The 13,021-nt window shown below is 73.1% G+C and carries 13 protein-coding genes; 7 read left to right on the top strand and 6 right to left on the bottom strand.

Annotation, left to right across the window (positions count from 1 at the left end; translation table 11 throughout):
• The first annotated feature begins 7 nt into the window (after positions 1–7).
• The 4 genes from K4G59_RS14790 to K4G59_RS14775 all read left to right on the top strand — a co-directional run bounded on the left by K4G59_RS14790 (position 8) and on the right by K4G59_RS14775 (position 4,333).
• Entirely contained in the window at positions 8–1,669 is a 1,662-nt protein-coding gene (locus K4G59_RS14790; RefSeq protein WP_231251829.1) for a bifunctional 3'-5' exonuclease/DNA polymerase, read from the top strand.
• Positions 1,670–1,748: 79 nt separating this feature from the next.
• The gene (locus tag K4G59_RS14785; protein WP_231251828.1) at positions 1,749–3,074 is read left to right on the top strand and encodes a hypothetical protein; all 1,326 of its coding nucleotides are present in this window, start codon (positions 1,749–1,751) and stop codon (positions 3,072–3,074) included.
• Entirely contained in the window at positions 3,071–3,574 is a 504-nt protein-coding gene (locus K4G59_RS14780) for a flavodoxin family protein (protein ID WP_231251827.1), read from the top strand. Before K4G59_RS14785 ends, K4G59_RS14780 begins: the two co-directional genes overlap by 4 nt.
• A 177-nt stretch (positions 3,575–3,751) precedes the next feature.
• Complete coding sequence (locus tag K4G59_RS14775; protein WP_231251826.1) at positions 3,752–4,333, top strand: LysR substrate-binding domain-containing protein; 582 nt, start codon at positions 3,752–3,754, stop codon at positions 4,331–4,333.
• 15 nt (positions 4,334–4,348) lie between these two features.
• On the opposite strand, the gene K4G59_RS14770 is transcribed toward K4G59_RS14775, so the two are convergent.
• From K4G59_RS14770 to K4G59_RS14755, 4 genes are all read right to left on the bottom strand, one after another.
• On the bottom strand, positions 4,349–4,702 hold the full coding sequence (locus K4G59_RS14770) for a hypothetical protein (protein ID WP_231251825.1): 354 nt from the start codon (positions 4,700–4,702) through the stop codon (positions 4,349–4,351).
• Positions 4,703–4,822: 120 nt separating this feature from the next.
• Positions 4,823–5,488 carry a sulfotransferase gene (locus tag K4G59_RS14765; RefSeq protein WP_231251824.1) on the bottom strand — a complete coding sequence of 222 codons (666 nt, stop codon included), beginning with the start codon at positions 5,486–5,488 and terminating at the stop codon, positions 4,823–4,825.
• Position 5,489: 1 nt separating this feature from the next.
• Positions 5,490–6,869, bottom strand: coding sequence for a GuaB1 family IMP dehydrogenase-related protein (locus tag K4G59_RS14760; RefSeq protein WP_231251873.1), 1,380 nt, complete (start codon positions 6,867–6,869; stop codon positions 5,490–5,492).
• 127 nt (positions 6,870–6,996) lie between these two features.
• The gene (locus K4G59_RS14755) at positions 6,997–8,439 is read right to left on the bottom strand and encodes a pyridoxal phosphate-dependent decarboxylase family protein (RefSeq protein ID WP_231251823.1); all 1,443 of its coding nucleotides are present in this window, start codon (positions 8,437–8,439) and stop codon (positions 6,997–6,999) included.
• A gap of 96 nt (positions 8,440–8,535) precedes the next feature.
• On the opposite strand from K4G59_RS14755, the gene K4G59_RS14750 reads away from it, so the two are divergent.
• Complete coding sequence (locus tag K4G59_RS14750; protein ID WP_231251822.1) at positions 8,536–8,829, top strand: YiaA/YiaB family inner membrane protein; 294 nt, start codon at positions 8,536–8,538, stop codon at positions 8,827–8,829.
• 112 nt (positions 8,830–8,941) lie between these two features.
• On the opposite strand, the gene K4G59_RS14745 is transcribed toward K4G59_RS14750, so the two are convergent.
• Positions 8,942–10,162 (bottom strand): acyl-CoA dehydrogenase family protein, encoded by a 1,221-nt coding sequence (locus K4G59_RS14745; protein ID WP_231251821.1) that lies wholly within the window; start codon positions 10,160–10,162, stop codon positions 8,942–8,944.
• Positions 10,162–11,523 (bottom strand): acyl-CoA dehydrogenase family protein, encoded by a 1,362-nt coding sequence (locus tag K4G59_RS14740; protein WP_231251820.1) that lies wholly within the window; start codon positions 11,521–11,523, stop codon positions 10,162–10,164. The genes K4G59_RS14745 and K4G59_RS14740 overlap by 1 nt, the downstream gene beginning before the upstream one ends.
• Before the next feature lie 89 nt (positions 11,524–11,612).
• Here K4G59_RS14740 and def point away from each other — a divergent pair, with 89 nt between their 5' ends.
• Both def and K4G59_RS14730 read left to right on the top strand, forming a co-directional pair.
• The gene (gene def, locus K4G59_RS14735; RefSeq protein WP_269210181.1) at positions 11,613–12,221 is read left to right on the top strand and encodes a peptide deformylase; all 609 of its coding nucleotides are present in this window, start codon (positions 11,613–11,615) and stop codon (positions 12,219–12,221) included.
• Positions 12,218–13,009, top strand: coding sequence for a TrmH family RNA methyltransferase (locus K4G59_RS14730; protein ID WP_231251819.1), 792 nt, complete (start codon positions 12,218–12,220; stop codon positions 13,007–13,009). Before def ends, K4G59_RS14730 begins: the two co-directional genes overlap by 4 nt.
• The last annotated feature ends 12 nt before the right edge of the window (positions 13,010–13,021 follow it).

Below are 13,021 nucleotides of genomic sequence, written 5' to 3'. Positions count from 1 at the left end.
TGTCCCCATGACCCGGGTCCAGCTCTCCCGCCTGCCGGGCGAGCGCGTGCTCATCACCGGGGGCGGCGTCGAGGACCAGCTCGACCTCGCCGCGCTGCCGGCGTACGTCCGGGCGCGCGAGGACGATCCGGCCGTGGCCCCGAGGTGGGTCTGGGACGACACCGCCCGGTGGTATCCCCCGCTGCTCGCCGCGGGGGTGCGGGTCGCTCGCTGCCACGACCTGCGGCTGTGCCGGCGCGTGCTGCGCCGCGCCCCTGCTGTGGACGGACGCCTGCTCGACGGCGACGAGTCGGCGCACTGGGACCGGCTGGGTCCCGCAGCAGCGCCGGCCCACCCCACCCTGTTCGCCGCCGACGAGACCTCGGAGCACCTGCGGGCCGACCTCGAGGACGCCCGCCAGCTCGCCGCGGTCGCCGCGTCCACCGAGGCCACCCGGCTCGGGCTGCTCCTCGCGGCGGAGTCCGCGGGGGCGCTGGCCGCAGCCGAGATGACGTACGCCGGGGTGCCGTGGCGCACCGAGCTGCACGAGAGGCTGCTGACCGACCTCCTCGGCCCGCGTCCCCTGCGCGACGCGCTGCCGCCGGTGCTCGACGAGCTCGTCGCCGAGGTGCGCCGCACCTTCGGTGCCCCCGGCCTCAACCCCGAGTCGCGGACCGACCTGCTCGACGCCCTGGGACGGGCGGGTGTCGACGTGCCCGACATCCGGGCGTCCACGCTCCGCCAGGTCGACCACCCGGCCATCGAGCCGCTGCTGCGCTACAAGAAGCTCGCCCATCTCTTCCAGACCAACGGCTGGACGTGGCTCGACGAGTGGGTCAGCGGCGACCGGTTCCGCCCGTCCTACCAGCCGGCCGGCTCCTCGACCGGTCGCTGGTCGTCCAACGGCGGTGGCGCACTGTCCTTCCCCGTGCAGGTGCGCTCCGCCGCGGTCGCCGACGAGGGGTGGGTGCTCGTGGTCGCCGACGTCGCGCAGCTCGAGCCCCGGGTGCTCGCCGGGATGAGTCGTGACTCCGCGCTCGCGCGGGCCGCCCAGGGCGCCGACCTCTACCAGGGCATGGTGGCCGACGGCGCCGTCGCGACCCGGCAGGACGCCAAGCTCGGCCTGCTCGGCGCGATGTACGGCGCCACCAGCGGGGAGAGCGGACGTATGGTCGCGGGGCTGACGCGGCGCTATCCCGCCGCCTTCGCCCTGGTCGACGAGGCCGCGCGAGCCGGCGAGCGCGGCCAGGTGGTCCGGACCCTCCTCGGACGTGGATCCCCCTCCCTGGGCGGGTCCTGGGACGAGGAGCCCGACGGACCACCGTCCGACCTCCAGGCGCTCGACCGCCGGCGGCGGGCCTACGGCCGGTTCACCCGCAACTTCGTCGTGCAGGGCACGGGCGCGGAGTGGGCGCTGTGCTGGATCGCGGACCTTCGCAACCGGCTGTGGCGCCTCGGCGGCACCGGCGCGATCGACCGGCGTCCGCACCTGGTCCTCTTCCTCCACGACGAGGTCGTGGTGCACGCCCCGGCCGCACTCGCGGACGACGTCGCCGCCGAGCTCGAGCAGGCCGCTGCGGGCGCGGGACGACTGGTCTTCCGCGACTTCGCCGTGGACTTCCCGCTGAGCATCTCCGTCGTCTCGTCCTACGGCGACGCCGGCAAGGACAAGCGCAAGGCCGGGACCTAGGTCCTCCGCACCCGCGCCACTCGCCCCTGCACCGCGCTGCCGGACTGCAGGAGGCTGGTGTTGGACGCAGGAGGCACCGGTGAGCACCACGATCGAACGCGGCACGGCGGTCCACGCCGCCGGCACGGGCAGCGCACGCGCGGCTGCCGTCCGTCGGTTCGTCGGCGGCTCCTACCTCGTCATGGGCGGCATCAACGCCGGCATCGCCCTCGCGGACGCCGAGACCTACCGCACCTTCGCCGACGGCTCCTTCTGGTCCTTCGTCGCCGACGCCTGGCAGCAGGTGGTGATGGCGCACCCCCTGGTCTGGATCCTGCTGCTGGCCGCGGGCGAGGTCGTCCTCGGCCTGCTCCTGCTGCGTGGCGGCCCGGCCGCCCGGGTCGGGTGGGCGGGCGTGCTGGGCTTCCACGTCCTGCTGATGTCGTTCGGCCTCGGCTTCTGGCTGTGGAGCATCCCGGTGCTGGCCGCGCTCGTCCCGACCGCCCGTGCCGACTGGCCCGCGCTCACCTCGGCGCCACCGCCTGTCGCGGCGCGACGGCGTACGCCGGCCACGTCGGGCACCGGTCCGCGGACGAGCCACGAGGCGCTGGGCCCGTCGACGGTGTGGTCGAGCGTCGTGCTCGCCGGCTGCGTCGTCGTGGCCTCGGTCTACGGCCTCGTGGCCGAGTCGCCGTACCGGTCGCTGCCCGAGGCGACGGTCCTCGGTGCCCGCGCCCAGGACGCGTGCAGCATCGTCGTCGCCGTCCTGCTCCTCCTCGTCGTCCGCCGCGCCTCCACCACGATCCTGCTGGTCCGGATCGGCCTGCTGGGCTACCTCACCTACAGCTACCTCATCTACGTCACCGGCGTGCCGATGAACCGCATGTTCCTCGTCTACGTCCTGATCGTGGGGCTCGCCGGCTCCGGCCTGGTGTCCGGACTGGTCCGGGTCCTCTCCCGCCCGCCAGCCAGCAGCGCCTCCAGCGCGCTCACGACCGGCACCGGCTGGATGCTCGTGGTCACCGGCATCCTGTTCTCCGGGCTGTGGCTCTCGGCCCTGCTCCCCTTCGCCCTCGGCGGGGCACGTCCAGAGCCCGAGGGCGTGGGCGGCACGCCCTACCCGGTCTTCTGGCTCGACCTGGCGATCGTCCTGCCACTGGTCGTGCTCGTCGGCGTGCTGCTGCTGCGGCGTCACCGCGCGGCGCCGGCCCTCGCGGTCGTCGCCCTCATCAAGGTGGTCACGCTCTTCACCGCCCTCTGGGCCGGGCCCCTGCTCTCGCTCGCGACCGGCGCCGAGGTCCACCTCGGTCCCGATGCGGGTCCGAGCCTCCTGCTGCTCGCGGCCAGCACCTGGCTGGCCCTGCGCTGGCTGCGGTCGATCGACCCGCGCCACCCGTCGACCCTCGAGGAAGGAGACCCGTCATGACCACGCTCGTCGTGCACGAGTCCATGTTCGGCAACACCCGCGCGATCGCGGAGGCTGTCGCCGCGGACCTCCCCGGCCACGTGGAGGTGGTCGACGTGGCGGACGCACCCACACCGCTGCCGGCCCACGTCGACCTGCTCGTCGTCGGCGGCCCCACCCACGCCTTCTCCATGAGCCGCGCGGGCACGCGACGCGACGCCGTCGCACAGGGCGCCGCGCACGGTCACGAGATCCGCGGCATCCGCGAGTGGCTGGCCGGCCTGCCCCGGACCCCGCACGTCGCCGTGGCGGCCTACGACACCCGGGTCGCCAAGGTGCGCCGGCTCCCGGGATCGGCGGCACGTGTGGCCGGCAAGATGGTGGTGCGGCGCGGCCTCGGACACGTGGTCGCGGTCGAGTCGTTCTACGTCGAGGACGTGCCCGGGCCGCTGCTCGAGGGAGAGCTGGACAGGGCGCGGGCATGGGCGCGTTCGCTCGCCGCGGTGGCACACCCACGCTGAGTGCTACGTCGGTCGGCGCTCGTGCGGACCGGTCCCACCGCCGACCGCCGGAGGCGCTGGTGGTCATGTGGCCGGCGACGTCCGGAGTCTTTCCGTGGCAGCCGGGCGCTCCGGCGCTCCTCGACGAGCTGCAGCCCACGGACCTGACCGCGCGTGCGACCGCCGTAGGGTCGTCGCATGATCGCCCCCCTGCGCGTCGGCTTCGTCACCGGTGCGACCCCCGACAAGTGGGCGCGCAGCTGGCGCGACCAGCGGCGCGAACCCCTCGAGCTGGTTCCGCTCACGGAGTCCGACCAGCTCGACGGCGTGCTCGACGGCAGCCTGGACATGGCGCTGGTCCGGCTCCCCGTCACCACCGACGGGCTCCACTGCGTGCGCCTCTACGACGAGCTGCCGGTCGTCGTCGCCTCCCGCGACCACCTCCTGGCCGCCGCCGATCCCGAGGTGACCACCCCGGACCTGGCGGACGAGCAGCTCGTACGCCCTCACGCGAGTGGGTGGCGGCCCGCCGCCGAGCAGCTGGACTGGCCGCCGATGACCGAGCGGGAGGCCGTGGAGACCGCCGCCGCCGGGACTGGCGTCGTGATCCTGCCGATGTCGGTGGCGCGGTTGCACCAGCGCAAGGACGTCGTCACGCGAGTCGTCACCGACCTCGACCCCACGACGATCGCGCTCGTGTGGCGCATCGAGCGCGACGACGAGGTGACCCAGACGTTCGTCGGGGTCACGAAGGGGCGTACGGCGCGGTCCTCGCGCTGAGTCCGGTCCGCCCGCTCACGGCGCGGGGCGACCCTTGCTGCGCGAGCGGACGTGCAGCGACCACGCGTTCCCGATCCACAGCAGCGGCAGCGACATCAGCAGCAGGAACGGCGTCGCGATGATCAGGCCGACCACGAACAACCCGCTCTCGTCCTGGGAGGACCACCAGCCGAAGAGCGTCGCCAGCGCCGAGACGACGGCCACGGCGGCGATCCGGACGCGGGTGCTGCGCCGGCCGACGAGCGCCCCGGCGACGATCCAGGACGCGGCCACCGTGGCGAACCAGGCGACGTGGACGGCATCGCTCGCCTTGTCCTCGCTCCACGAGACCCACAGGAGCCAGGCGACCGGCGGGCCGACCACCACCACCGACCACGCTGCGAGGGGGTTGGGAGCCGGCTCACGGGAGGAGGTCGCGGACGCGAGCCTCCCGGTCCGCGAGCCCGCACACGAGGGGCGGGTACTCAGCTCCTCGGCCCGCGGGTGATGTCAGTCGCGGTGCTTGCCCCGTCGGGAGTGGGGCGTGGCCATGACCTCGTGGACCGTGACCGGGTCGTAGTCCTCACCGAGCCAGTCGAAGAGCCCGCGCAGCACCTCGGGGTCGGCGACGTAGTCGTCGTAGTGGACGCGGCGGACGGCGTCGCCCAGTCCCTCGGCGGCGCTGAGCATCCGCTCCTCGATCCGCTGCACGCGGCCGAGCGGGTCGTCCTTGTGGGTCCAGAAGTTGCTGGCGGCGACGTCCTCGAGGTTGCGGGTGTTGAGCACGAACCGCGCGCCGGGGAAGACCTGCTGGAGGAAGTCGAGGTAGTCCGGGAGGTCCTCGTCGTACCACCGGATCTCCTTGTAGCCCGTGACCCGGGTGTCCGGCTCGGGCCGCAGGAGCGTCGCCTCGGCAAGGGCGCGGATGTGCTGGAGCGAGACGACCTCGGGGAACGCCTCGATGCCGAACCACGGGTGCGTGGGCTGGCTCGCCCGTCGCGCGTCGACGCGCGCCCTCTCCACCAGGCCGCTGCGGTGGAAGTCGTAGAGGTGGCGCATCGCGTGACGGTTCTCCCCGCGCAGCAGCCAGCCCGGGATGGAGTTGAGGATGCCCATCAGCAGGGTCGAGCCCGACCTGCCGTAGGTCATCACGAAGACGTGACGGAGCTCCCCCACGTCACCACGACCTGGCGAGTGGGCGGCCCTCGTGGAACCCCGCGGCGGACTGGACGCCGACCACGGCCCGGTCGTGGAGCTCGGCGAGGCTGGCTGCGCCGGCGTAGGTGCACGCCGAGCGCACCCCCGAGCAGATCTGGTCGATGAGGTCCTCGACGCCGGGGCGGTCGGGGTCGAGGTACATCCGCGAGGACGAGATGCCCTCCTCGTAGAGGCCCTTGCGGGCCCGGTCGTAGGACGACTCGCCGGCGGTGCGGTTGGCGACAGCCCGCGCCGAGGCCATGCCGAAGGACACCTTGAAGGGCCGACCATCGGCGTCGTGCATGAGGTCCCCGGGCGACTCGTGCGTGCCGGCGAACCACGACCCGATCATCACCGACGAGGCACCCGCCGCGAGGGCGAGCGCGACGTCGCGCGGGTGGCGTACGCCGCCGTCGGCCCAGACGTGCTTGCCGAGCTCACGCGCGGCAGCCGCGCACTCCAGCACCGCGGAGAACTGTGGACGGCCCACGCCCGTCATCATCCGGGTCGTGCACATCGCGCCGGGTCCGACGCCGACCTTGACGATGTCGGCACCGGCCTCGATCAGCGCACGGGTGCCGTCGGCGGAGACGACGTTGCCCGCGACGACCGGGACCGTCGGGGACAGCACCCGGACCGCTTTCAGCGCCTGGAGCATCCGGTCCTGGTGGCCGTGGGCCGTGTCGACGACCAGGCAGTCGACCCCGGCAGCGAGCAGCTCGCCCGCACGGGCCTCGACGTCGCCGTTGACACCGACGGCCGCGGCGATGCGCAGGCCGCCGCGCGCGTCCAGCGCCGGGGTGTAGAGGGTGGCGCGCAGCGCGCCGAGCCGGGTCAGCACGCCGACCAGCTCGCCGGTCTCCGAGACGGCGACGGCCAGGGGCGCCTTGGCCCGCTCGATCGCGTCGTAGGTCTCACGCGGGTCGGTCGATGCCGACACCGTCACGACGGCCGGGTTCATCACCTGCGACACCTGCGCGAAGCGGTCGACGTCGGCGCAGTCGGCCTCGGACACCACGCCCACGGGCCGGCCGTCGTCGACGACCACGGCCGCGCGGTGCGCCCGCTTCGGGATCAGGGACAGCGCCTCCGCGACCGTCTGGTCGGGGCGCAGCTCGATGGGGGTGTCGAAGACCCGGTGGCGCTCCTTCACCCACGCCACCACGTCCGCCACCACCGGGATCGGGATGTCCTGCGGGATGACGGTGATGCCGCCGCGGCGGGCCACGGTCTCGGCCATCCGACGACCGGCGATGGCGGTCATGTTGGCCACGACGAGCGGGAGGGTCGCCCCGGTGCCGTCGGAGGTGGCGAGGTCGACGTCGTACCTGCTCGCGACCGCCGAGTGCCGGGGCACCATGAACACGTCGTCGTAGGTCAGGTCATGGGACGAAGCGCCCCCGGACTGCGTGGTGAGGAACTGCACTGGCCGCACTCTACGCGGCAGGCAACCTCCTCGGCCGGAGTCCGTCGTCGGGTGAGGACCGTCAGGCCTCAGCGGCTGCGGCCTCCTGCAGCGCCCGCCACGTGCGGTCGACGTCAGCCTCGGTCGTGCGCCAGCTGCCCACCGCCAGCCGGATCGCCGCTCGGCCCTCGACCGTGGTGTGCGACAGGTAGGCCTCGCCGGAGGCGTTGACCGCCTCCATGGCTGCGAGCGTCTGCTCGTCGCCCGCGCGGAGCCGGAAGACCACCAGCGACAGCGACGGCTCGGTGACCATCTCGAAGCGGTCGTCCGAGGCGACAAGGGCGGCGACGTGCTCCGCGAGGGCGATGCCGCTGCGGATGTGGGCGCGGAGGCCCTCCAGGCCGTAGGTCCGCAGCACCGCCCAGAGCTTGATGGCCCGGAAGCGCCGTCCCAGCTGCGGGTGCCAGTCGCGGTAGTCGACGACCTCGCCGGACTCGGTGGCTGCGTTGCGGAGGTACTCCGGCAGGATCGACAGCGCACCGGTGAGCGCCGCGCGGTCGCGCACCCAGAACGTGCTGCAGTCGAAGGTGGTGAGCAGCCACTTGTGGGGGTTGGTGACGAACGAGTCGGCCGACTCGACCCCGGCCAGGAAGTCGCGGTGCTCGGGACAGACCGCGGCGACGCCCGCCCACGCGGCGTCCACGTGCAGCCACACGTCCCACTCCCGCACCGCTTCGGCGACCGCGGCGACGTCGTCCATCGCGCCCGTCGAGGTCGAGCCCGCGGCGAGGTGCACCATCACCGGGCGCAGGCCGGACTCCACGTCCTCGACAACCGCGCCGCGCAGCGCGGCGACGTCGATGGCCTGGGTGGTCGGGTCGACCGCGACGGTGCGCACCGCGCGCGCCCCCAGCCCCGCCATCATCGCGGCCTTCACCAGCGAGGAGTGGGCCTGCGTCGAGCCGTAGACCCGCCACTGCTCGCTGCCCACACCGTCGACGCGCGCCACTCCCCCGCTGGCCCGGTGGAGCGCGGACAGCAGCGCCGTGAACGTCGCCGTCGAGGCGGTGTCCTGGATGACGCCGCCGCCGGCACTGTCGCTGCGGAAGCCGTCGGGAAGGCCGAGCGCCTCGGCGAACCAGTCGAGGACGACCTGCTCGACCTCGGTGACGGCCGGGCTGGTGGCCCAGATCATCCCTTGTGCGCCGATGCCGCTGGAGAGCAGGTCGCCGAGGATGGCGGCCGGGGAGGAGTTGGCCGGGAAGTAGGCGAAGAACCGCGGGTGCTGCCAGTGGGTGAGCCCGGGCACCACGACGCGGTCGAGGTCGGCCAGCAGGGCGTCGAACGGCTCGGCCTGCTCGGGAGCCGACGCGGGCAGCCGCCGGCGTACGTCGCCGGGCGCGACCTGGGCGCGCACCGGCAGGTCGTCGAGCGAGGCCCAGTAGTCGGCGATCCAGTCGATGGCCGCGTGGCCGTGGCGGCGGAACTCCTCGGGCGACATGTGGCTGGGTTGCTCGTCTGGCATGGCCCGAACGTACCGGGAGGGTCGGGTGCGCGTACTCAGCGCAGGTCGGGTAGCCGGCCGGGTCCGCAGGGGCCGCGACGTCACGAGACTCCTGCCATGACCTCCAAGACCGACTCCACCGCCAAGAACACCACTGCCTTCGCCGCCCAGGCCGCGATCTCCTTCGGCGCCTCGCTCTTCGCGATGCTGGTCGCCGTCTACTTCATGCCTGCCGACCCGTGGATCAAGGGCTTCCTCGCCCTCGGCACCCTCTACCTCACGACCTCGGCCTTCACCCTCGCCAAGGTGATCCGCGACCAGCAGGAGGACCAGCGGGTCTTCCACCGCATCGACCAGGCCCGCGTCGACAAGTTGCTCGCTGAGCACGACCCGTTCCGCGCCGTCTCCTGATCCACGCTGACCGGGCACTTCCTCGCGCTGCACATCACTGACCGGGCGGTTCCTCGCGTTGCACCGCGAGGAACCGCCCGGTCAGTGCATTCCAGCGGAAGGAAGTGCCCGGTCAGCGGAGCTGAGAGCTCGTCAGCCCGAGGATCCGCCGGGCCACGATCAGCTGCTGGATCTGCTGGGTGCCTTCGAAGATGTCGAGGATCTTGGAGTCGCGCGCCCACTTCTCCAGCAGCTCGCCCTCGCTGTAGCCGAGCGTGCCGCACAGCTGCACGCACGAGAGCGTGACGTCGGAGCCGACACGTCCGGCCTTCGCCTTGGCCATCGACGCCTCGAGCGAGTTGGGCAGCCTGTTGTCGGCCATCCACGCCGCCTGCATCATCAGCAGCTGGGCGCCCTCCCAGTCGGCCTCGAGGCGCAGGAAGGTGGCCGCGGCCGCGCTCTGCGACTGGGCCGGTCGGTCGTAGTCGATCACCACGCCCGCCTGCTCGAGGAGGTCGCGGGTGAGGTCGAGGGAGGCGCGGGCGCACCCGACGGCCATCGCGGCCACGAGCGGGCGGGTGTTGTCGAAGGTCGCCATCGCCCCGGCGAAGCCGGACTTGACGTCGATCTCGGGCGAGCCGAGCAGGTCCTCGGCCGGCACCCGGCAGTCGGTGAAGGTGATCGCAGCGGTGTCGGAGGCGCGGATACCGAGCTTGTGCTCGAGCCGCTCGACCTTGAGCCCGGGGTTGTCCTTGCGGACCAGGAACGACTTGATGGCCGCGCGGCCGAGCTCCTTGTCGAGGGTGGCCCACACGACCACGCTGTCGGCGCGGTCGCCGGAGGTGACGTAGATCTTCTCGCCGTTGATGACGTAGTGGTCGCCGTCCTTCACGGCGGTCGTGGTGATGTTGGCCGAGTCCGAGCCGGTGCCGGGTTCGGTGATCGCCATCGCGGCCCACGTGCCCTGGTAGCGCTCGAGCTGCTCGTCGTTGGCCACCGACGCGATCGCCGAGTTGCCCAGGCCCTGGCGCGGCATCGACAGCAGCAGCGCCGTGTCGCCCCAGCACATCTCGGCGACCGACAGCACCGAGGCGAGGTGGGCGCCGTTGCGCACCGTCCCCGTGCCCGCCCCCGACGGCTCGTCGTCGCGTCGTACGCCGCCCGCGCCGGCGCCACCGGTGGCGCCGGTCTCGGACACGCCGTCGATGAGCGCCGCGAGCATGTCGAGCTCGTGGGGGTACTCGTGCTCGGCTCGGTCGTACTTGCGCGAGATCGGGCGGAGCATGTTCATCGCCAGCTGGTGGGCCTGGTCGATCAGGCCGACCTGCTTCTTCGGGGTCTCCAGGTTGATCATCAGACCAGCACCGCACCTTCCATCACGCCGACGGCCCGCAGGTCGCGATACCACCGCTCCACCGGGTGTTCCTTGACGAAGCCGTGCCCGCCGAGCAGCTGGACGCCGTCGAGCCCGATCCGCATGCCCTTTTCCGTGCACAGCTGGCGGGCCAGCGCGACCTCGCGGGCGTGGTCCTGGCCGCGGGTGGCGCGCGAGGCGGCCTTCCACGTCAGCAGGCGCATGGCCCGCACCTCGATGGCCATGTCGGCGACCATGAAGGCGACCGACTGGCGGTGGCTGATCGGCTCCCCGAACGCCTCGCGCCCGTTGACGTAGTCCTTGACGTAGTCGAGCACCGCCTGTCCGGTGCCGACCGCGAGGGCGCACCACGCCAGACGCGAGAGGCGTACGCACTCGCGGTAGGCGATGCCCTCGGTGTCACCGAGGAGCGCCTCCGCCCCGACCCGTACGCCACTGAGGTGCAGGCGGGCCAGGCCAGCGGCGCGCACGCCCATCGACGGGTCTGCCTCGACCTCGAGGCCGTCGGCTCCCGCCTCGACGAGGAAGAGCGCCGGGGTGCCGTCGAGCCGGGCGGCGACGACGAAGAGCTCGGCGTCGGCGCCGCGGACGACCGCGGACTTCACGCCGTCGAGCACGAAGCCGCCACCCTCGCGCCGGGCGGTCGTGGCGAGCGAGAACGGGTCGAACAGGATCGTGGGCTCGGCGATCGTCAGGGCTGCGACGGGAACGTCGTCGCCGGTGAAGGCCGGGAGGTAGGTCTGCTGCTGGGCCTCGGTGCCCCAGAGGCCGATCGCGGTGGCGACCGCACCGGGTGCGAGCGTCGCGACGGCCAGGCCCATGTCGCCCTTGGCGAGTGCCTCGGCGACGAGCGTGCCGGCCATCGCGGAACGTTCCTCCATGATGCCGCCGAGGGCGGCAGGCACGCCGAGGCCGGGCAGGCCGACCTCCTGAGCGGCTGCCAGGACCTCTGCCGGCGCGGTGCACGCCTCGTCGGCGGCGGACGCGACGGGGCGGAGCAGCTCGGTCGCGAGCTCGTGGACGACCGCCACGAGCATCGCCTCGTCCTCGGTCGGGGTCAGGTCGAAGACCCCGCTCGACCCGGCACTGGCCGGACGCGCTCCGGGGGCGTTCCGTCCGGCACGGGCGAACGTGCGACCGGCGGCAGTCGCCACGCGGAAGCCGTTGCGGGTGGTGGAGTAGACGGCCTGCTCGGCCTGCTTGCGCAGCCCGATGCGGTCGATGAGGTCGCTCTGCGCCAGCCGGTTGACGGCGGCGACGGCGAAGCCGATGGGGTCGCGGGTCTCGCGCGAGGACACCCCGTGGCGGCCTCCCGGCCGCAGGCGGAACAGTGGACTCATGCACTCAATGTAACTTCGAGTTACACCTTTGGCCAGAGCACGGCCGGCAGGGTGCGGGTCACCTGCCGCACCTCGCTAGGATCCTCGTCATGCCCGAGGACCAGCCGACCGACGCAGACCTCGACCTCCGGGCCCCCCACGGCCCCCTCCCCGAGGGTGGTTCGGTGCGCCCGATCACCCGCTGGGGCACTCCCGTGATGCACCGACCGCAGGCCGCGGTCAGGACGTACGACGAGGCGCTGCGCACTCTCGCGGCCGACATGGTCGCCACGATGTACGCCGCCGAGGGCGTGGGCCTGGCGGCCTGCCAGGTCGGCGAGGACGTGGCGATGTTCGTCTTCGACTGCCCCGACGACACCGGCACCCGCACCGTCGGCGTCGTGTGCAACCCGGTGCTGACGTTGCCGGAGGGCCGGGACCGCCGTCTCGAGGACGACGAGGAGGGCTGCCTGTCGTTCCCCGGCTCCTTCGAGTCGTGCCCGCGACCCGACTGGGCGCGCGTGGACGGCACCGGCCTCGACGGCGAGCCGGTGACCTTCGAGGGCGACGGGCTCCTGGCCCGCTGCCTGCAGCACGAGACCGACCACACCCTCGGCACGGTCTTCGGCGACCGGCTCTCGGCGAAGTCGCGCAAGCGGCTGACCAAGAAGCACGACGCCGCCGCCGAGGACTTCCCCCTCACCTGGCCGGCCGGATGAGCGACCTGCGCATCACCCGCGAGAACGCGCGCTTCCAGCAGTGGGAGGCGCTGCTCACCAACCGCTCCAAGCGCCACCGCAACCGCGAGTTCCTGGTGCAGGGCGTACGCCCGATCACCCGTGCCGTCGACGAGGGCTGGACCGTGCGGGCGCTGCTGCGCGCGGACGGCGCCTCCTCAGCCTGGTCCGACGCGCTGTGGTCCGCCACGGACGGTGAGCGCGTCGACCTCTCCCCGCACCTGCACGCCCGCCTCAGCGGCAAGGACGGCGCCGAGCTGGTCGCCGTCGTGGAGATGCCCGACGACGGCGTCGCCCGCCTCGCCGACTCCGCACGCCCGCACGGCCCGATCGTGGTCTTCGACCGACCGACCAGCCCCGGCAACATCGGCACCCTGGCCCGCTCCGCGGACGCCTTCGGCGCCTCCGCGCTGGTCGTCACGGGGCACGCCGCCGACCCCTACGACCCGCAGTCGGTGCGCGCGAGCACCGGTTCGCTCTTCGCCCTGACGGTCCTGCGAGTCCCCGGCCCCGGTCCGGTCGTCGAGCATGCCCAGTCGCGCGGCTACCGGATCGTCGGCACCGACGAGGTGGGCAGCCCGCTCGCGGAGGTCGACCTGTCCGGCCGGGTGGTCGTCGTGGTCGGCAACGAGACCCACGGCATCTCCTCGGGATGGCGTACGGCCTGCGACGACGTCGCGAGCATCGCCATGACCGGCACGGCGTCGTCGCTCAACGCGGCTGTCGCCGGGTCGATCGTGCTGCACGAAGCGCTGCGCCAGCGAGGCTGAGCGACCGCACCG

The sequence above is a fragment of the Nocardioides furvisabuli genome (genome assembly GCF_021083185.1).
Classification (GTDB): domain Bacteria; phylum Actinomycetota; class Actinomycetes; order Propionibacteriales; family Nocardioidaceae; genus Nocardioides; species Nocardioides furvisabuli.
Note: the sequence above shows the minus strand (reverse complement) of the source record. Positions and strands in the feature narration are given on the sequence as shown.